Below are 19,364 nucleotides of genomic sequence, written 5' to 3'. Positions count from 1 at the left end.
GAGAACTCCTGCAAGGGGCAGGCCTTTTTTCTGTCCGCCCCGTGTGAAGGGGAAACGCCAGCCGTGATGCAGACCTTTTTCTGACGATGACGTTTTATTCCCGCCCGCTGCATATTCAATTCCACACCCTTATAGCGTTTTCTGCTTGCAAAGCACCAAACGGTATATAAAACCGTTACAGCTTTTACCCTGGTTATAAATAAACTGAACAGACTTCAGGCCGGTGAGCCGGTAATTCTCTCAGGGTGCATAATGACGTTACCAACGGTAAAAAAATTCGTATCAGCCTCCGCGCTGGCGTTACTGCTGAGTTCCGGCGCGCAGGCCACCGAGCTGTTAAACAGCTCGTATGACGTCTCACGCGAGCTGTTTACCGCCCTGAATGCACCGTTTGAACAGCAGTGGGCGCAGCAGCATCCCGGCGACACGCTGACCATCAAACAGTCTCATGCCGGGTCGTCGAAACAGGCGCTGGCTATTCTGCAGGGGCTGAAAGCCGACGTCGTGACCTATAACCAGGTGACCGATGTCCAGGTGCTGCATGATAAAGGAAGGCTGATCCCGGCTGACTGGCAGCAGCGTCTGCCGAATGCCAGTTCACCGTTCTACTCCACCATGGCGTTCCTGGTGCGTAAGGGTAATCCGAAGAACATCCATGACTGGAGCGATCTGGTGCGTGACGATGTCAAACTGATCTTCCCGAATCCCAAAACCTCAGGCAATGCCCGCTATACCTATCTGGCCGCCTGGGGAGCCTTCGACCGCGCCGACGGTAAAGATAAGGCGAAAACGGAACAGCAGATGACGCAGTTTCTGAAAAATGTTGAAGTCTTTGATACCGGTGGACGCGGGGCGACCACGACGTTTGTTGAGCGTGGCCTGGGCGATGTGCTGATCAGCTTTGAGTCTGAGGTGAACACCATCCGTCAGCAGTACGCCAAAGACGGCTATGAAGTGATCGTGCCAAAAACCAATATTCTGGCCGAGTTTCCGGTGGCCTGGGTCGATAAAAATGTCGCCAGTAACCACACAGAAGAAGCCGCCAAAGCCTATCTGAATTATCTCTATACCCCGGCTGCGCAGCAAATCATCACCCAGTTTTACTATCGGGTGAATAACCCGAAGATGATGGCGCAGCAGAAAGATCGTTTCCCCCAGACGGAGCTGTTCCGCGTTGACGATGAGTTTGGCAGCTGGGACCAGGTGATGAAAACCCATTTTGTCAGCGGTGGCGAACTGGATAAGTTGTTAGCGGCGGGGCGGTAGTGATGTTTTCAGCAAGCAGTAAACGTGTCCTGCCCGGGTTTGGTATCAGCCTGGGCAGCAGCCTTTTCTTCACCTGTCTGATCCTGCTGCTGCCGATCAGCGCGCTGCTGATGCAGCTGTCGCAGATGACCCTGGCGCAGTACTGGGAGGTGGTCACCAACCCGCAGGTTATGGCCGCCTATGAGGTAACGCTGCTGGCGGCAGGTGTGGCTTCGATCTTTAATGCCGTGTTCGGGATGCTGATGGCGTGGATCCTGACGCGTTACCGTTTCCCGGGGCGTACGCTGCTGGACGGCCTGATGGACCTGCCGTTTGCACTGCCGACGGCGGTAGCTGGCCTGACGCTGGCGGGTCTGTTCTCGGTGAACGGCTGGTACGGCGAATGGCTGGCCCAGTTTGGCATCAAAGTCTCCTATACCTGGCTCGGTATTGCGGTGGCGATGGCCTTTACCAGCATCCCGTTTGTGGTACGCACCGTTCAGCCGGTACTGGAAGAGCTGGGGCCGGAATATGAAGAGGCGGCAGAAACCCTGGGCGCATCGCCGTGGCAGAGCTTCCGCCGCGTGATCCTGCCGGAAGTCGGCCCGGCGCTGCTGGCCGGAACGGCGCTGTCGTTTACCCGCAGTCTGGGCGAGTTTGGCGCAGTGATTTTCATTGCAGGCAACATTGCCTGGAAGACAGAAGTGACCTCGCTGATGATCTTCGTGCGCCTGCAGGAGTTTGACTATCCGGCGGCCAGCGCCATTGCCTCGGTGATCCTGGCTGCGTCTCTACTGCTTCTGTTTGCGATAAACACCTTACAAAGCCGCTTTGGCCGTCGTATTGGAGGTCACTAATGGCTGATGTTACCGATTTGCGGGGCAGCGGGCGCGCCCGAGTTCAGTGGGGAAAATGGCTGCTAATTGGCCTCGGTATGCTGATCTCCCTGCTGCTGCTGGTGATCCCCCTGGTGGCCATTTTTACCGCCGCCCTTTCTGAGGGGCTGATGGCCACCTTCGCCAACCTGGGCGATTCAGATATGCTGCACTCCATCTGGCTGACCGTGCTGATTGCGCTGATTACGGTGCCGGTTAACCTGGTGTTTGGTACGCTGCTGGCCTGGCTGGTCACGCGCTTTACCTTCCCCGGACGCCAGCTGCTGCTGACGTTGTTTGATATTCCTTTCGCCGTGTCGCCGGTGGTCGCCGGGCTGATGTACCTGCTGTTCTGGGGCGTCAACGGTTCTGCAGGTGGCTGGCTGGATGCCCACAATATCCAGCTGATGTTCTCATGGCCTGGGATGGCGATGGTGACTATTTTTGTCACCTGCCCGTTCGTGGTGCGTGAGCTGGTGCCGGTGATGTTAAGCCAGGGCAGCCACGAGGATGAAGCCGCCGTTCTGCTGGGCGCATCGGGCTGGAAAATGTTCTGGCGCGTGACCTTACCGAATATTCGCTGGGCGCTGCTCTATGGCATCGTGCTGACTAATGCCCGCGCCATCGGGGAGTTTGGTGCCGTATCGGTGGTTTCAGGGTCGATTCGCGGTGAAACTTATACGCTGCCGTTGCAGGTTGAATTGCTGCATCAGGATTACAACACCGTCGGGGCCTTTACCGCCGCCGCGCTGCTGACCCTGATGGCGATAGTCACGTTGTTTTTAAAGAGTGCAGTGCAGTGGCGGTTAGAAAGCCAGAGCAAGCGTCTGCAACAGGAGGGGAACCATGAGCATTGAAATCAGTAACATTAATAAATCCTTCGGCAGGACCAAAGTCCTGAACGATATTTCACTGGATATCCCTTCCGGGCAAATGGTCGCGCTGCTGGGGCCATCCGGCTCCGGGAAAACCACACTGCTGCGTATTATCGCCGGACTGGAAAACCAGAACAGCGGACGGCTGAGTTTCCACGGTAAAGACGTGAGCCGGGTTCACGCCCGTGACCGTCAGGTGGGCTTTGTCTTTCAGCACTATGCGCTGTTCCGCCATATGACCGTTTTCGACAATATTGCCTTTGGGCTGACGGTGCTACCGCGCCGCGAACGCCCGTCTTCCGCCGAGATTAAACAGAAAGTGACGCGCCTGCTGGAAATGGTGCAGCTGGGCCATCTGGCGGGCCGTTTTCCGGCACAACTTTCCGGTGGACAGAAGCAGCGTGTTGCCCTGGCGCGTGCGCTGGCGGTAGAACCGCAGATCCTGCTGCTGGATGAACCTTTTGGTGCGCTGGATGCTCAGGTGCGAAAAGAGCTGCGCCGCTGGCTGCGTCAGCTGCACGAAGAGCTGAAATTTACCAGCGTGTTTGTCACCCACGATCAGGAAGAGGCGATGGAAGTGGCTGATCGCGTCGTGGTGATGAGCCAGGGGAATATTGAACAGGTCGGCACCCCGGATGATGTCTGGCGCGATCCGGCCACCCGTTTTGTACTGGAGTTTCTGGGCGAGGTGAACCGCTTTGATGGGGAAGTGCATGGCTCCCAGTTCCACGTTGGTGCCCATCACTGGCCGCTGGGCTATGCCCCGGCGCATCAGGGCGCGGTAGAATTGTTCCTGCGTCCGTGGGAAATCGACGTTAGCCGTCAGAGCAGCCTAGAAACGCCGCTGCCTGCCCAGGTGCTGGAAGTCAGCCCGCGCGGCCACTACTGGCAGCTGGTGGTGGTGCCCGCCGACTGGAGCGGAGAGCCGGTGACGGTCGTGATGGACGGAGACCAGCTGGCACCCGTTCGGGGCGAACGTCTGTTCCTGGGGCTGCAACATGCCCGCCTCTATAACGGGACGACGCCGTTACGGCCTGTTGCCTTTGCACAAAGCGCCTGATATTTTTCTCTGACAGTATTTTGCCAGCAAGGGGTCGGGTTTTCCGGCCCTTTGCCATTTCATGCCGGGAACCGTACCTTGACCACACTCGAAAATACCATCGGCAATACGCCGCTGATCAGGCTCCAGCGTCTGACGCCCGCCAATGGCAGCGAGATCTGGCTGAAGCTGGAAGGCAATAACCCGGCCGGCTCGGTGAAAGATCGCGCGGCGCTGTCGATGATCCAGCAGGCAGAGCTGCGCGGGGAAATTCACCCCGGCGACGTGTTGATCGAAGCGACCAGTGGCAACACCGGCATCGCGCTGGCGATGATCGCCGCCATGAAGGGCTACGTCTTAAAACTGCTGATGCCGGACAACATGAGCATTGAGCGCCAGGCAGCCATGCGCGCCTATGGGGCCGAGCTGATCCTGGTGAGCCGCGAGCAGGGAATGGAAGGGGCGCGGGATCTGGCACAGGAGATGGCGGCACGCGGTGAGGGAAAAGTGCTGGACCAGTTTAATAATCCGGATAATCCGCTGGGGCATTATCTGACCACCGGACCGGAGATCTGGCAGCAGACGGCAGGGCGTCTGACCCATTTCGTTTCCAGCATGGGCACCACGGGGACCATTACCGGCGTCGGACACTACCTGAAAGAGCAGAATCAGACGATAAAGATTGTCGGCCTGCAGCCGTCAGAGGGCAGCAGTATTCCCGGCATTCGCCGCTGGCCGGCCGCTTATCTGCCGGGTATTTTTCGCCCGGAGCTGGTGGACCAGGTGATGGATATGGCCCAGCAGGACGCGGAGCAGACCATGCGGCTGCTCGCCCGGCGTGAAGGGATCTTCTGTGGCGTCAGCTCCGGCGGAGCCGTAGCGGGTGCGCTGCGCATTGCAGAAGCGCATCCCGGCAGCATCATTGTGGCTATCGTCTGCGATCGTGGCGATCGTTATCTCTCCACTGGCGTCTACTGATCCCTTCTTTACTCTTTCAGCGGCGGAATTCTCTGCCGCTGCTTGTCTCAAATCCGTCCTGACACTTTCCCGTGCCGTTGAGTAGACTGTAAGGATTAGGTAAAAGCGGCTGCGGACTCGTCAGGAACAGGCGAAAATAGCGGCGATACCATTGAGAGATCCCCTATGAAAATTTTACTGGTCGATGATGACCTCGAACTGGGCACCATGCTCAGTCAGTACCTGATTGCTGAAGGATTTGATGCTTCACTGGTGTTAACGGGAAAGGCGGGGGTGGAAGGGGCGCTCTCCGGCGGCTACAGCGCCATGATCCTCGATATTATGCTGCCTGATATGAGCGGCATTGATGTGCTGCGTCAGGTACGCCAGCATGGCCGCCTGCCGGTGATTATGCTGACGGCTAAGGGCGATAATATTGACCGGGTCATCGGGCTGGAGATGGGCGCTGATGACTATATGCCCAAACCCTGCTACCCGCGTGAGCTGGTGGCACGCCTGCGTGCAGTGCTGCGACGCGTGGAAGAGCAGCCGACGGTTACGGAGAATAAGGCGTTGATTAGCTGGGGGGCGCTGACGCTGAATCCGGCAACGCGCATCAGTGAATGGCAGAAAAAACCCTTTGATCTCACCGCCTCTGAATTCAATCTGCTGGATCTGCTGCTGCGTTCCCCAGACCGCGTGGTGTCGAAAGACGAGCTGTCGGAAAAAGGCCTCGGGCGGCCGCGTGAAGCCTACGATCGCAGTGTCGACGTGCACATCAGTAACATTCGCCAGAAGCTGGCCGCGCTGACCCAGGATACCATCACTATCGAGACGGTGCGCAGCATCGGTTACCGTATCCGATGAAAACCGGTTTCCGTGGCTTTCTGTTCTGGAAGATCCTGCTGGGCTTCTGGCTGACCTACATTGTAATTACCCAGCTGCTGTGGCTGGGGTTCAGCCTGTACGGGAAACATCATGAGCCCCCTGAAAACAGAGCAACAAAGCGTATTGTTAACCTGCAGATGACCTCGGCAGTGTCGGTGCTGCAGCGCGGTGGGCTGGAAGCGCTGAATGATATGATGGTGGACTGGCCGCCCAACGACCGGCGTTTTTTCTCGGTAAAGCTGATGGCCAGACCGCCCCTGCAGACGGAGTCCCGCGATGATTTAAACCGTGATCTGGCACCAGGAGCTTTCCCCCGGGAAGTCATTGAATGGGTGACCGGGGCCGATGGTCGCCAGTATCAGCTGCGCTACGACGTGGCGGGCCTGCGCGCCGACAGTACCCTGGGCGGCCATCCGCGCAGTATTCTTAATATGCCGGAGCCCCTGTTTATTGTCGGGGCAGCCTGCGGGCTGTTGTTCAGCCTTTTCCTGGCCTGGAACCTGACGCGTCCGATGCGCCAGCTGCGCGCCGGATTTGCCCGGGTCTCCGCAGGCGATCTGTCCGTTCGCCTGCTGCCGCAGATGCGCCGCAGGCACGATGAGTTTTCCGTGGTGGCGCAGGAGTTCGATGCGATGGTTGAACGGCTGTCGGTGCTGGTTAAGGCGCGCGAAGAGTTGCTGCACGATGTTTCCCATGAGCTGCGGTCCCCGCTTGCCCGCCTGCAGCTGGCGACGGGACTGGCCCGTCAGACGCCGGGATCCGTTGACGCCTCGCTTGATCGTATTGATGAAGAGGCGCGTCGCCTGGATAAGATGATCGGCGAATTACTCACGCTGTCGCGGGCAGAACATCAGATCCTGCCCGATGAACAATATTTCGATCTGCTGGGGCTGCTGAAGGCCGTTGTCAATGACGCGCGCTATGAAGCACAGGTCCCCGGCGTGGAGATCGTGTTTAACGCCGATGAACAGCAGGATTACACGGTCAAGGGGGAGGCAAACCTGATCCGTTCTGCCGTAGAAAACGTGATACGCAATGCGCTACGCTTTTCCGGTAACGGGCAGCAGGTGGTTATCGGCCTGCATCAGGAGCAGGACTGGCTGGTGATCGGCGTGCGTGATTTCGGCCCGGGGGTTGAGGCTGACAAGCTTTCCAGTATATTTGACCCCTTTGTCCGCGTTAACTCGCCCCTGTCCGGCAAAGGCTATGGGCTGGGCTTGTCCATCGTGCGTAAAGTGGTGATCGCCCATCAGGGTGAGGTCAGTGCCGCCAACGCCCGCGATGGCGGACTGGAACTGACTCTGCGTTTGCCGCACTGGGTTGTCTGAGCCCGCTTCAGCGCAGAGGGGATAATTGACTGAGGGGAAGAGGATGAACACAGCGGCCAGTGCCAGACAGCAGGAAATTCAGCGGATCGTCGATGCGCTGTCAACGGCGATTGCGCTGCACCGGCTCACGCCCGGTACCCGGCTGGTTGAAGCACAGATTGTCGAGGTGCTGTCGGCCAACCGGAACCACGTGCAGGCAGCCCTTCAGCGGCTGGCATTGCAGCACATTGTTACTATCTCGCCAAATCGTGGGGCGAGGGTGGCCCAGCCGGAAGCGCGTGAGGCACATGAAGTGTTTATCGCCCGTCGGGCGTTAGAGCGTGCGATGCTTGCCGGCATCAGCGTTGAAAAGATGGCGAAGCATGAACAGGAGCTTGACGCCCACTTTCAGGCGGAGCGGGAGGCGATCGCGGGAAACGATCGCCGCGATATCATCCGGGTTCTCAGCCATTTCCACCTGCTGCTGGCCCGGATCAGCGACAACCGGGTGCTGAGTGAAATGCTCGACAACCTGCTGGTGCGCAGCTCGCTGATTGTTGCCCTGTACCAGCGTAATGAAACCCCGGCCTGCCAGTGTGATGAACATCTTGCTGTGGTATCCGCGCTGAGGGCAGGGGCGGTCGCCCGCGCGCAGGCAATTATGGATGAGCATTTGCATCATCTGGAGCGGCAGCTGGCGCTGGAGGAGGGGCCGCAGGCCTCATTCAGCCTGCGCGATGCACTGACCCAGTAACCGGTAATCAGCCATAAAAAAAGCCCCCTGACCGAAATCAGAGGGCTTTTTAACGATGACGGCTGTTACTTCTTGATGCGGATAACCGGAGTTTCACCCACAACAACATTACCCGTCAGCTTAACCAGCTCTTTGATCTCATCCATATTGGAGATCACAACTGGGGTCAGCGTTGATTTTGCTTTCTCTTCCAGCAGCGCCAGATCGAACTCGATCACCACGTCGCCTTTTTTGACTTTCTGACCTTCTTCAGCGATGCGTTTAAAGCCTTCGCCTTTCAGTTCAACCGTATCAATCCCGAAGTGGACGAACAGCTCAATGCCGTTGTCAGACTCGATGGAAAAAGCATGATTGGTTTCGAAAATTTTACCAATGGTACCATCGACCGGCGCAACCATTTTATTGCCGGTAGGTTTGATAGCGATACCATCGCCAACAATTTTCTCTGCAAACACTACATCCGGCACGTCTTCGATATTGACGATTTCACCCGACAGGGGGGCTACGATCTCGATAGTGCCTGATGCGGAATCAGACTTATCGCCAAAAAGTTTTGAAAACAAACCCATGTTCTTCTCCTAAGCAGTAATTTTGGGCCAGCGTGTCTCTAACTCAGCAGAGTGTTTTTTCTTCAATGAACTTATTGACCAGGTTCATCAACTCGTCCGCTGTAGGTTGAGCAAGAGCCTGCTCTGCCAATGCCTTCGCATCTTCAAAATTCGTATTACGAATAATTTTCTTGATGCGTGGAATAGAAATGGCACTCATGCTGAATTCGTCCAGCCCCATTCCCAATAACAGTAGTGTAGCACGTTCGTCGCCTGCCAGCTCACCACACATGCCTGTCCATTTACCTTCGGCATGAGAAGCATCAATAACTTGCTTGATCAGCATCAGTACAGAAGGAGACATTGGGTTGTAGAGATGGGAAATCAGGTCATTACCACGGTCAACTGCCAGAGTATACTGCGTCAGGTCGTTTGTCCCAATACTGAAGAAATCAACTTCTTTCGCCAGGTGGTGAGCAATCACGGCTGAAGCCGGTGTTTCCACCATAATGCCCACTTCGATGCTTTCGTCGAAGGCTTTGCCTTCTTCGCGCAGCTGCGCTTTCAGCGTTTCCAGCTCGGCTTTCAGGAAGCGCACTTCCTCAACGGCGATAATCATTGGGAACATGATACGCAGTTTGCCGAAGGCAGAAGCTCGCAGGATAGCGCGCAGCTGGGCGTGGAGAATTTCAGGACGGTCCATGGCGATACGGATCGCGCGCCAGCCGAGGAACGGGTTATCTTCTTTCGGCAGGTTCATATACGGCAGGTCTTTATCACCGCCGATATCCATGGTACGGACAATCACCGCCTGCGCACCGACGGCTTCAGCCACGGCTTTATACGCCTGGAACTGCTCATCTTCCGTCGGCAGGGATTCACGGTCCATAAACAGGAATTCGGTACGGTACAGGCCAACACCTTCAGCGCCGTTACGTTCTGCACCGGCGACATCGCGCACGGTACCGATGTTCGCGCATACTTCTACCTGATGGCCGTCGAGCGTAATCGCCGGTAGATCTTTCAGTTTCGCCAGCTCGTTTTTCTCGCTGAGATACTGATGGGCTACGGCTTTCAGCTCTTCGATTTTTTCAGCGGTCGGGTTAACGTACACCTGATTATTAACGCCATCGAGGATCAGGAAATCGTCATTTTTTACCTGACTGGTCACATCACCGGTGCCGACGATAGCAGGCAGTTCCAGAGAACGCGCCATGATCGAGGTGTGCGACGTGCGGCCACCGATATCGGTGATAAAGCCCAGCACTTTGTTCAGGTTCAGCTGTGCCGTTTCTGACGGGGTCAGATCTTTTGCAATCAGCAATACTTCTTCATTGATGGCGCTGAGATCAACGATATGCAGGCCAAGAATGTTTTGCAGCAGGCGTTTACCGATATCACGCACGTCGGCAGCACGCTCTTTCAGATACTCGTCATCGAGCTCTTCCAGTGCCTTAGCCTGACCTTCAATGACAGAAAAGGCAGCAGCATCCGCAGTGGCATGCTCGTCTTTGATCAGGGCGATGATTTCCTGCTCCAGTTCTTCATCTTCCAGCAGCATAATATGCCCTTCGAAGATCGCTTCTTTCTCTTCACCGAAGGTTTCCCCGGCTTTGATTTTGATCGCTTCCAGCTGCACAGCAGCCTTTTTACGACCATCAAGAAAACGTTGAACTTCCTGATCGACCTGGTCGGCAGAAATCTTTTTCCGGTTGATGATAATCTCATCTTCTTTCAGCAGAAGCGCCTTGCCGAAAGCGATACCCGGTGATGCTAAAATGCCTGAAATCATAACCCTACCTTTTCATTCTTTGAAAATCATCTGAGGCGAAGAACCGCGGATGACTGCATCGGTTAATCCACTCAGCGAGCCGGACAGCACATACCGTCTGTTTCGTCAGCTTTTTGGCTAGTTTACGAAAACAACATCGCGAACGTACTGTTCGCGATCAATATTGCTTACTCATGTCCGGAAAAACGTCGCTGGACTAGCTGGAAAGCGAATGGATTACTCCAGTTCCGCCATCAGTTTAACCAGATGCTCTACGGCTTTCTGCTCATCTTCGCCTTCAGCTGACAGGGTAACGACAGTACCCTGAGTCAGACCCAGGGTCTGCAGTTTGAACAGGCTTTTCGCGCTGGCAGATTTACCGTTAGAGGTCACGGTGATTTCTGAGGCAAAAGCTTTCGCTTCTTTAACGAACTGAGCGGCTGGACGAGTGTGCAGGCCATTTGGTGCGGTAATGGTGACTTCTTGCTGGAACATTATGTTTCCCCAACTTAATTTGGTTTGGTGTTGTTGATCTAAAGTCTAGCCTGGTGGCTGAACTTTAGCCTGTAGTGAGTCGCGCTGGCATGGTACAAAGACTGGCCAAAAAATGCGCTGGTAAGGTGGAATGAACAGGGAGGATGAATGCGGAATTCCCTCTTGCTTTTCCACTACCCATTATGCCGCTATTTCGCGTTGTGCGCCAAACCAGTAAATCGATTCAGCTTGATCCAGTTCACGCGGCGATTAATTTTACGGATCGAAATAATTGGCAGCTTAAATACCAGACACCAGAGGGTAAAATCAATCGGTAGGGTGGTAAAAGTTTGAAGCAGCCCACAAAAAAGCACCCGAACGGGTGCTTTTTCAGACAATATCGGCGTTCTGGCACTACTGTTGCAGTTCTTTTTCAGTGAACAGATCGGCAAACAGAGCGGTAGAGAGATAGCGCTCACCGGAAGAGGGGAGGATCACGACGATATTTTTATTGGCGAAGGCCTCATCTTCCTGCAGTTTCAGCGCGGCGGCGACCGCAGCACCGGAAGAGATACCGGCCAGAATTCCTTCTTCTTCCATCAGGCGACGGGCGGTTGAAATCGCTTCTTCATTGGAGATAGCCACCACCCGATCCACCAGGTTGAGATCGAGGTTACCGGGAATAAAGCCCGCGCCAATGCCCTGGATTTTATGCGGGCCGGGCTTAATTTCTTCCCCGGCAATCGCCTGGGCAATCACCGGGGAGTCGGTCGGTTCGACCGCAACGGTGATCAGCGTTTTTTTGCCCTGGGTATTTTTGATGTAGCGGCTGACGCCGGTCAGCGTTCCGCCCGTACCGACACCGGCGATAAACACATCGACTTCACCATCGGTATCTTCCCAAATCTCCGGGCCGGTGGTCTTTTCATGAATTTCGGGGTTAGCCGGGTTGCTGAACTGCTGCAGGAGGACAAAGCGGTCTGGCGCGCTGGCCACAATCTCTTCTGCCTTGCTGATGGCACCCTTCATTCCTTTGGCCCCTTCCGTCAGCACCAGGTTAGCGCCCAGCGCTTTCAGCAGCTTACGGCGCTCAACGCTCATGGTTTCAGGCATGGTCAGCGTCAGCTTATAACCGCGTGCGGCGGCAACATAGGCCAGCGCAATACCGGTGTTACCGCTGGTCGGTTCGACCAGTTCAATACCCGGCTTCAGAATTCCGCGTTTCTCTGCGTCCCAAATCATATTGGCACCGATACGGCATTTGACACTGAAGCTAGGGTTACGCGACTCTACTTTTGCCAGAATGCGTCCATTACCGATGCGGTTCAGTCGAACCAGCGGCGTATGACCGATTGTTAAAGAGTTGTCTTCATAGATCTTACTCATAGCCCGTCCTTAACTGTATGAAATATTGGGAACGCTTAGAGCATACCTTGTTCATTTAGCCAGTGAAGTGAAGAAATCGTATATAGATATGTTCTGCCGAAATAAGGCCTGCCGAAATGGCATAAGCGCGAAATGACGGGCGAAATCATGGAAAATCCACGCTGCCCGTCGCGGGATTGGACAGGGGCGGGCCGGAAAGCGCGGCCCGCTGATCGGGTCCTATCGGTTCAGTGCCAGCTGCGGGCGGTATTTTTCTACCCACATGGCCGTCGCGCCGCAGACGGCAACGGGCATAATCACCAGATTCAGCAGCGGGATCAGAGTGAACAGGCTGACGAGGGCACCGAACTGCATATTCTCCGTTTTATTCTGTCGTAGTGCAGTACGCATGTCCCGGAAGCTCACTTTGTGATTATCAAAGGGGAAGTCGCAGTACTGAATCGACAGCATCCATGCGCTGAACAGGAACCACAGCACCGGGGCCACCGTCTGGCCAAATCCCGGAACAAAATAGAGCAGCAGCAGAACCAGCGCACGCGGCAGATACCAGGCCAGCTTTTGCCATTCACGTTTCATGATGCGCGGCAGGTCTTTTATCAGACCACTCCAGCCGTTATCGGGCAGGGGTTTTCCGGTCAGACGCCCCTCCAGCTGTTCGGAGAGCAGGCCGCAAAAAGGAGCGGCTATCCAGTTAGCGATAGTCGAAAAGAAATAGCTGAAGACTAAAATGATCGACAGTACTGTGAGCGGCCAGATCAGATAGCCAAGCCACTGCAGCCAGCCGGGAACCATCGCCATCAGTTGGGGTATCCAGTGCCCCAGACGATCAAACAGCCAGATAAAAGCGCCACCCATCAGAATGATGTTGACCAGCAGCGGCAGCAGCACAAAACGTCGGATGCCAGGAAGCATGATCAGCTTCCATCCCTGGGCAAAAAAGTGGACGCCATTGTGCGACGGGTCAGAATTTTGAAGTGACATGTACTGCTTTTCTCCATTAAACGGGCGGCCAGGGGGTATCATAACTCAGCTTTTTCCCCTTGCCAGAGGGGCTTTGAGCGAAAAAACAGCAAAAAACCGTCCTCATAGCGGGATATTTGTCAGAAAATACTGCACAGACTTGCACTTGTGTACCTGGGCAAATACAGTTAGAGGATAAAGTTTGCCGCGGTGGCAAGGTATTGGAACAACAGAGAATACAATGATGCAGGATTTGCGTCTGATATTAATCGTTGTTGGCGCGATCGCCATAATAGCGCTTCTCCTTCACGGCTTGTGGACCAGCCGTAAAGAGCGCTCATCTGTTTTTCGCGATCGCCCGCACAAGCGTTTAAAGCAGGACAGAGAAGAAGCGTTCGAAGACGAGGAAGAGGGCGTGGGCGAAGTGCGTGTCCAGCGCAGCCAGCCTGAGCCGTCGGAGCCTTCCCTGGGTGGATTTAATGCCGGGGATGAACCACCGCGTCAGTCAAAACCTCGTCAAGCACCTGAACCGGTACGGCATCAGCCCGTGGTGGATGAGCAACCTGAATCTGACCCGCTGTTTGGCGGTGAGTTTCAGCATGCCCCGGAACCGGAGTACGAGACACCTGAACCCGAGCGTCATGCTGAACCCGTGCGCCAGGCACCGCCGGTTAGCAGACCGCCGGAGCCGCCTCAACCTGTGGCCGGGGCCGTCCAGCCTCCGTCTGACGAGGAAATCGCAGAGGCGAAGCGCGAAGAGGCCCGTCGTAAAGAGACCGTACTCGTTCTGCACGTTTCTGCCCATGCAGGCGGCAGCATCAGCGGTGAAGCGCTGCTACAAGGTGTACTGCAGGCAGGCTTCCAGTTTGGCGAAATGAATATATTCCACCGCCATCTGAACCCGGCGGGCAGTGGCCCGGTGCTGTTCAGCCTGGCGAATATGGTTAAACCGGGGTCGTTTAATCCGGACAACATGTCTGATTTCACCACCCCGGGCGTGTCGATCTTTATGATGGTGCCGTCCTACGGCGATGCACATCAGAACTTTAAGCTGATGCTGCAGTCTGCCCAGCGCATTGCCGACGATGTTGGCGGCGTAGTGCTGGATGATGAACGCCGGATGATGACACCACAAAAGCTGGAAACGTATAAAGCGCGTATCCGCGATGTGATTGACGCCAACGCGCAGTAATTTTCACCCGAATCATAATCTTCCCAAACCCCCGGCCTTCGGGGGTTTTTTATCTCTGATGGTGCCGCTATGGAATCCTTACAAGACAAAATCACCCATCTGCGAACCCTGCTTCGCCACCATGAATATCAGTATCACGTGCTGGATGCGCCGGAAGTGCCGGATGCGGAGTACGATCGCCTGATGGGGGAACTGCGTGAGCTGGAAGCCGCCCACCCTGAACTGGTGACCGCCGACTCTCCCACCCAGCGTGTCGGTGCTGCGCCACTTACTGCTTTTGACCAGGTGCGCCACGAAGTGCCGATGCTATCGCTGGAGAATGCCTTCGACGAAGAGAGCTATCTGGCGTTTAACAAGCGCGTACAGGATCGCCTGAAAAGCAGCGATGAGATGACCTTCTGCTGCGAGCTGAAGCTCGACGGGCTGGCGGTCAGCCTGCTGTATGAAAACGGGGAACTGGTGCGGGCAGCGACGCGGGGTGACGGCACCACCGGGGAAAATATCACTGCCAACGTGCGCACGATTGGCGCTATTCCGCTGCGCCTGCGCGGGGAAAATATCCCGGCACGAATGGAAGTGCGTGGCGAAGTATTTATGCCGCTGGCCGGCTTTGAAAAGATGAACGACGAAGCACGGCGCACCGGCAGCAAGGTATTTGCTAATCCGCGCAATGCGGCGGCTGGCTCACTGCGTCAGCTTGACCCGCGCATCACTGCCAGACGCCCGCTGACGTTCTTCTGCTATGGACTTGGCCTGCTGGAGGGGGGCGAGATGCCGCGCAGCCACATGGGTCGCCTGCAGCAGTTTAAAGCCTGGGGCCTGCCGGTCAGCGATCGCGTGCGTTTGTGTCACAGTGCCGAAGAGGTGCTGGCTTTTTACCGGGAAGTTGAAGCGGTTCGTCCGACCCTCGGGTTTGATATTGACGGCGTGGTGATCAAAGTGGACTCCCTGGATCTGCAGGAGCAGCTGGGCTTTGTAGCCCGCGCACCTCGCTGGGCGATCGCGTTTAAGTTTCCAGCCCAGGAGCAGATGACCGTGGTGCGGGACGTCGAGTTCCAGGTCGGGCGTACCGGGGCGATCACGCCGGTAGCACGTCTGGAGCCGGTGCTGGTCGCCGGGGTGATAGTGAGCAACGCCACGCTGCACAATGCGGATGAAATTGAGCGACTGGGGCTGAAAATCGGTGATCGTGTGACGATCCGCCGTGCGGGCGATGTGATCCCGAAAGTCGTCAGCGTGGTGGAACACGCTGAAGATGCGCGGGACGTCGTGTTCCCGACCCACTGTCCGGTCTGTGGCTCGGACGTTGAGCGGGTAGAAGGCGAAGTCGTCGCCCGCTGTACCGGCGGTCTGATCTGCGGTGCCCAGCGTAAGGGCGCGCTAAAACACTTTGTTTCCCGCCGTGCGCTGGACATAGACGGCATGGGCGAAAAGATTATCGACCAGCTGGTCGATAAAGAGTATGTCCTGAACCCGGCCGACCTGTTCGACCTGACGGCAGGCAAACTCACCGGGCTGGATCGTATGGGGCCAAAGTCTGCTCAGAACGTCGTGGATGCCCTGGCAAAAGCGAAGCACACCACGTTTGCGCGCTTCCTGTATGCCCTGGGCATCAGTGAAGTCGGGGAGGCCACAGCCGCTAACCTGGCTGCCCACTTCGGTACTCTTGAGGCGCTGATGGCCGCCGATCTCGATGCGCTCATCGCGGTGCCGGACGTCGGCAAAGTGGTTGCCAGCCACGTGCGTAACTTCCTGGATGAAGAGAGCAACCGTGAGGTGATCCGCCTGCTGGTGGAAAAAGCCGGGATCACCTGGCCTGAGGTGGTGGTGGTCAAAGCGGAAGAGATCGACAGCCCGTTTGCCGGTAAAACCGTTGTGCTGACCGGTTCTCTGACCGTGCTGTCACGCGATGAAGCCAAAGATCGGCTGGTGGCGCTGGGGGCAAAAGTCAGCGGCAGCGTGTCGAAGAAAACCGATCTGGTGATTGCCGGAGAAGCCGCAGGCTCCAAGCTGGCTAAGGCGCAGGAGCTGGGTATTGCGGTGATCGACGAAGCGGAAATGATACGTTTACTGGGTGAGTGAGATGGAAAAACAGCACCTGATCGAGATCGCCAACACCGAAATGCCCTTTGGTAAGTATAAGGGACGGGTGTTGATTGACCTGCCCGAAGAATATTTACTGTGGTTTGCCCGCAAAGATGAGTTTCCTCAGGGACACCTGGGGGAGCTGATGCAGATCGCGCTGGCGATCAAAATAGAGGGGCTGGAAGGACTCGTGAAACCATTGAAACGGGGCCATCAGGCCCCGTAACACAGTCTTACTTCTGCGATTCCATTACCGCAGGTTTTTGCTCGTCTGCTTTCTTCTGCGCAGCCAGTTTCTCACCGGCTCTTTTATAGCGCTGCGCCAGCATGGAACAGACCATCAGCTGGATCTGATGGAAGATCATCAGCGGCAGCACAATGATCCCCACGGCGGCTGACGGGAACAGGATATTGGCCATCGGCACGCCGTTTGCCAGACTCTTTTTCGACCCGCAGAAGAGAATGGTAATCTCATCCTCACGGTTAAAGCGAAACAGTCTCGCTGCAGCCAGGTTAATTGCCAGCACCACAAACAGCAGGCCCAGGCTCCCCACCCCAATCCACACCAGCGTCATCACCCCTACGCGGTGCCAGATACCGTTCACCACCGCCTCGCTGAAGGCCGAGTAAACCACCAGCAGAATAGACGTCTGGTCGGTTTTACCAATCAGGCCACGGTTTTTTTCCACCCAGCCGGCGATCCAGCGGCGCGAAAGATTACCGAGTAAAAACGGTACCAGCAGCTGCAGCATAATTTTACCCATCTGCTCCAGGTTGCCACCGACGGCATCCGTGTGAACATTCATCAGCAGGCCAACCAGCAGCGGCGAGATAAAGACGCCAAGCAGGCTGGAGGCCGAGGCGCTGCACACGGCTGCCGCGACGTTACCGCCCGCGAGCGAGGTCAGCGCAATCGACGACTGCACGGTGGCGGGCAAAATGGTCAGGTACATAAAGCCGGTATAGATCTCAACGCTGAGATCTAACGGATGCCACCAGACCAGCAGCATCCCGAGGGCCGGGAACAGGACGAAAGTACTGAACATCACCCACAGGTGCAGACGCCAGTGGCCGCCGCCGGCAATGATCTTTTCCCGCGACAGCTTGGCTCCGTGCATAAAGAACAGCAGGGCGATGGCGATGGTGGTCATCCATTCAAAGAAATCAACAAAGAAGCCGCGGGCGGGCAGGAAGGATGCCAGCAGCACGGTGATAATCAGCTTCAACATCAGTGGATCAATACGAAATATGCCCATTGTTAATGCCCGGTTAAAAAATGATGCGGCTATTGTGCTCTGCCGGGGTTTAGAAATAAAATTAATTTATTAAATTCATATATGAGTAGAATCGATGAATTACACGTTGCGTCAGCTGCGGGTGTTTGTGGCGGTGGCCCAGCAGGGAAGTTTCAGCCAGGCCGGGCAGCTGATCGGGCTCAGCCAGTCGGCGGTCAGCCACAGCATAAAAGAGTTGGAAACGGAGATGGGCATCCGGCTGCTGGATCGTACCACGCGCGAGGTGCTGCTAACCGAGGCGGGAGAACAGCTTGGCAGCCGCCTTGAGCGCCTGCTGGAAGAGCTGAACACCACGCTACTGGATGTGCGCAGTTATGGCCATCATCGCAGCGGTACGGTGCGCGTGGCTGCCAGTCAGACCCCCTCTGCCCACCTGATGCCGCAGTGTCTGGCGGCAGGGCAGCTGCACTACCCGGAGATCAAAGTGTTGCTGCGCGACCGTCCGCAGCAGTGGGTGCTGCAAAGCATCCGCAATGCGGAGGTCGATTTCGGCATTGTCGTCGGGCCCCTGCAGGCGGACGATCTGGAGTGTGAGGCTATCCTGGATGAACCGTTTTTGCTGTTGTGCCGCCAGGATGATCCGCTGGCGCTGGCAACCACGGTTTACTGGCATATGCTTAACCACCGCACGCTGGTACTGCAGGACTATGCCTCGGGCAGCCGGGTACTGATTGATGAGGCGCTGCGCGGCCAGCAGGTACAGGCAGAGATAGCCCAGGAGATTGGCCATCCGGCAACCTTGTTTCCCATGGTGGAGGCGGGGATCGGTATCAGTATTTTACCGGCGCTGGCGCTGCCGTTACCCCAGGGCAGGCCGTTGCTGGTGCGTCGCATTGTACCGGAGATCAACCGCAGCATTATGCTGGTCAGGCGTAAAAACCGCTCGCTGACGCCTGCGGCAGAGGCGATATGGCAGGAAGTGCGCCAGCAGGCGGAGCTGCTGACGCAGCAACGTGCCAGCGCATCGCCTTATTAGATGTAGACGTTCAGCTTATTATTTTCGGTCGGACGGTTAACCCCGTCGGCCATTTTACTGCTACCGCTGTCCGCATCTTTACTGGCTTCCTGCGTTTCGGCGGCTTTTTCAGCCTGCTGCTGCTGGATTTGCGCTAACTGCGCTTCCAGCATCATGATCTGATTTTCGATCATCTGCTGCTGTTTTGCTTTCTGGTCTTCATCCATGGTCGTATCACCGGCCATGCTTTTCAGCTGTTCCTGCAGTCTGGCAATCTGTTTGCTGATGCTGGCGGTTTGCGAAACCGAATCCCCGCCCCCTGAACCGCCCGATACGCTGGCGCTGGTATTGATGGTTGTCATCTCTGTCTCCTTTGTATTTAACCAATACGGGTTATCGGAAAGGATCGCTCCAGACTTGAGCACATAATGCGTAAAAAGTGTGTTCGCAAAGCGAAAAGCACACCAGGGGGCAGGGGCTGCCCCCTGGTGTGGTCAGCCTGGATGTTCTGGGTTCGACCGCCGTGCGATGGGCAGAACGAAAAAGCGCCCGTCAGGCGCTTCTTTCTGAATGGGTGGGCCGTGCAGGATGACTCTGCGTTGCCTCGCCCTTCGGGCCGTTGCCTTCAGCAACGCTGTCTCGCTGCGCTTGACCCGAACCTGCGGCAGGTTCGAACCCCGGCCGGGTGACAGATAGCAAAAAGGCGCCTTTAGGGCGCCTTTCTACATTGGTGGGTCGTGCAGGATGACTCGGCGTTG

Annotated in this window: 19 protein-coding genes and 1 other RNA gene; 12 read left to right on the top strand and 8 right to left on the bottom strand. The window is 56.4% G+C overall.

The genetic code is table 11. The features are described from left to right. Positions 1-252: 252 nt before the first annotated feature. The 8 genes from ACZ3HG_RS19955 (at position 253) to ACZ3HG_RS19920 (ending at position 7,940) form a co-directional block, all read left to right on the top strand. Positions 253-1,266, top strand: coding sequence for a sulfate ABC transporter substrate-binding protein (locus ACZ3HG_RS19955; RefSeq protein WP_191934767.1), 1,014 nt, complete (start codon positions 253-255; stop codon positions 1,264-1,266). 2 nt (positions 1,267-1,268) lie between these two features. Next, complete coding sequence (gene cysT, locus ACZ3HG_RS19950) at positions 1,269-2,102, top strand: sulfate/thiosulfate ABC transporter permease CysT (RefSeq protein WP_465334054.1); 834 nt, start codon at positions 1,269-1,271, stop codon at positions 2,100-2,102. Continuing rightward, a complete protein-coding gene (cysW, locus tag ACZ3HG_RS19945; protein WP_062744886.1) occupies positions 2,102-2,977 on the top strand; it encodes a sulfate/thiosulfate ABC transporter permease CysW in 876 nt (291 codons plus the stop codon). The genes cysT and cysW overlap by 1 nt, the downstream gene beginning before the upstream one ends. Continuing rightward, positions 2,967-4,055 (top strand): sulfate/thiosulfate ABC transporter ATP-binding protein CysA, encoded by a 1,089-nt coding sequence (gene cysA, locus ACZ3HG_RS19940; protein WP_191934769.1) that lies wholly within the window; start codon positions 2,967-2,969, stop codon positions 4,053-4,055. Before cysW ends, cysA begins: the two co-directional genes overlap by 11 nt. Positions 4,056-4,133: 78 nt before the next feature. Beyond that, positions 4,134-5,012 carry a cysteine synthase CysM gene (cysM, locus tag ACZ3HG_RS19935; RefSeq protein WP_191934770.1) on the top strand — a complete coding sequence of 293 codons (879 nt, stop codon included), beginning with the start codon at positions 4,134-4,136 and terminating at the stop codon, positions 5,010-5,012. 165 nt (positions 5,013-5,177) lie between these two features. Further along, complete coding sequence (locus ACZ3HG_RS19930; protein ID WP_191934771.1) at positions 5,178-5,858, top strand: response regulator transcription factor; 681 nt, start codon at positions 5,178-5,180, stop codon at positions 5,856-5,858. Beyond that, complete coding sequence (locus ACZ3HG_RS19925; RefSeq protein ID WP_465334050.1) at positions 5,855-7,207, top strand: ATP-binding protein; 1,353 nt, start codon at positions 5,855-5,857, stop codon at positions 7,205-7,207. Before ACZ3HG_RS19930 ends, ACZ3HG_RS19925 begins: the two co-directional genes overlap by 4 nt. A gap of 43 nt (positions 7,208-7,250) precedes the next feature. Continuing rightward, positions 7,251-7,940 carry a GntR family transcriptional regulator gene (locus ACZ3HG_RS19920; protein ID WP_191934773.1) on the top strand — a complete coding sequence of 230 codons (690 nt, stop codon included), beginning with the start codon at positions 7,251-7,253 and terminating at the stop codon, positions 7,938-7,940. A 65-nt stretch (positions 7,941-8,005) separates the two neighbouring features. On the opposite strand, the gene crr is transcribed toward ACZ3HG_RS19920, so the two are convergent. From crr to cysZ, 5 genes are all read right to left on the bottom strand, one after another. After that, on the bottom strand, positions 8,006-8,509 hold the full coding sequence (gene crr / locus ACZ3HG_RS19915; protein WP_062744899.1) for a PTS glucose transporter subunit IIA: 504 nt from the start codon (positions 8,507-8,509) through the stop codon (positions 8,006-8,008). A 43-nt stretch (positions 8,510-8,552) separates the two neighbouring features. Beyond that, complete coding sequence (gene ptsI / locus ACZ3HG_RS19910) at positions 8,553-10,280, bottom strand: phosphoenolpyruvate-protein phosphotransferase PtsI (protein WP_465334048.1); 1,728 nt, start codon at positions 10,278-10,280, stop codon at positions 8,553-8,555. A gap of 216 nt (positions 10,281-10,496) precedes the next feature. Continuing rightward, on the bottom strand, positions 10,497-10,754 hold the full coding sequence (gene ptsH, locus ACZ3HG_RS19905) for a phosphocarrier protein Hpr (protein WP_034916267.1): 258 nt from the start codon (positions 10,752-10,754) through the stop codon (positions 10,497-10,499). A gap of 393 nt (positions 10,755-11,147) precedes the next feature. Beyond that, the gene (gene cysK, locus ACZ3HG_RS19900; RefSeq protein WP_191934774.1) at positions 11,148-12,119 is read right to left on the bottom strand and encodes a cysteine synthase A; all 972 of its coding nucleotides are present in this window, start codon (positions 12,117-12,119) and stop codon (positions 11,148-11,150) included. A 219-nt stretch (positions 12,120-12,338) separates the two neighbouring features. Next, positions 12,339-13,100 carry a sulfate transporter CysZ gene (gene cysZ, locus ACZ3HG_RS19895; RefSeq protein WP_191934775.1) on the bottom strand — a complete coding sequence of 254 codons (762 nt, stop codon included), beginning with the start codon at positions 13,098-13,100 and terminating at the stop codon, positions 12,339-12,341. Between the two features lie 220 nt (positions 13,101-13,320). Here cysZ and zipA point away from each other — a divergent pair, with 220 nt between their 5' ends. The 3 genes from zipA (at position 13,321) to ACZ3HG_RS19880 (ending at position 16,582) form a co-directional block, all read left to right on the top strand. After that, entirely contained in the window at positions 13,321-14,271 is a 951-nt protein-coding gene (gene zipA / locus ACZ3HG_RS19890; RefSeq protein ID WP_465334044.1) for a cell division protein ZipA, read from the top strand. 69 nt (positions 14,272-14,340) lie between these two features. Continuing rightward, complete coding sequence (ligA, locus tag ACZ3HG_RS19885; RefSeq protein WP_465334042.1) at positions 14,341-16,353, top strand: NAD-dependent DNA ligase LigA; 2,013 nt, start codon at positions 14,341-14,343, stop codon at positions 16,351-16,353. A 1-nt stretch (position 16,354) separates the two neighbouring features. Further along, complete coding sequence (locus ACZ3HG_RS19880; RefSeq protein ID WP_191934778.1) at positions 16,355-16,582, top strand: DUF3820 family protein; 228 nt, start codon at positions 16,355-16,357, stop codon at positions 16,580-16,582. Between the two features lie 7 nt (positions 16,583-16,589). On the opposite strand, the gene ACZ3HG_RS19875 is transcribed toward ACZ3HG_RS19880, so the two are convergent. Then, positions 16,590-17,612, bottom strand: a complete 1,023-nt coding sequence (locus ACZ3HG_RS19875) for a bile acid:sodium symporter family protein (protein WP_465334040.1) — start codon at positions 17,610-17,612, stop codon at positions 16,590-16,592. 94 nt (positions 17,613-17,706) lie between these two features. Here ACZ3HG_RS19875 and ACZ3HG_RS19870 point away from each other — a divergent pair, with 94 nt between their 5' ends. Then, the gene (locus ACZ3HG_RS19870) at positions 17,707-18,627 is read left to right on the top strand and encodes a LysR family transcriptional regulator (protein ID WP_465334038.1); all 921 of its coding nucleotides are present in this window, start codon (positions 17,707-17,709) and stop codon (positions 18,625-18,627) included. On the opposite strand, the gene ACZ3HG_RS19865 is transcribed toward ACZ3HG_RS19870, so the two are convergent. Continuing rightward, positions 18,624-18,968 (bottom strand): FlxA-like family protein, encoded by a 345-nt coding sequence (locus tag ACZ3HG_RS19865; protein WP_191936816.1) that lies wholly within the window; start codon positions 18,966-18,968, stop codon positions 18,624-18,626. The two genes, ACZ3HG_RS19870 and ACZ3HG_RS19865, sit on opposite strands and share 4 nt — an antisense overlap. Positions 18,969-19,178: 210 nt before the next feature. Then, positions 19,179-19,303: non-coding RNA, RtT sRNA (locus ACZ3HG_RS19860), on the bottom strand. Positions 19,304-19,364: the final 61 nt, after the last annotated feature.

The sequence above is a fragment of the Erwinia sp. PME.40.26/001 genome (genome assembly GCF_055556675.1).
Note: the sequence above shows the minus strand (reverse complement) of the source record. Positions and strands in the feature narration are given on the sequence as shown.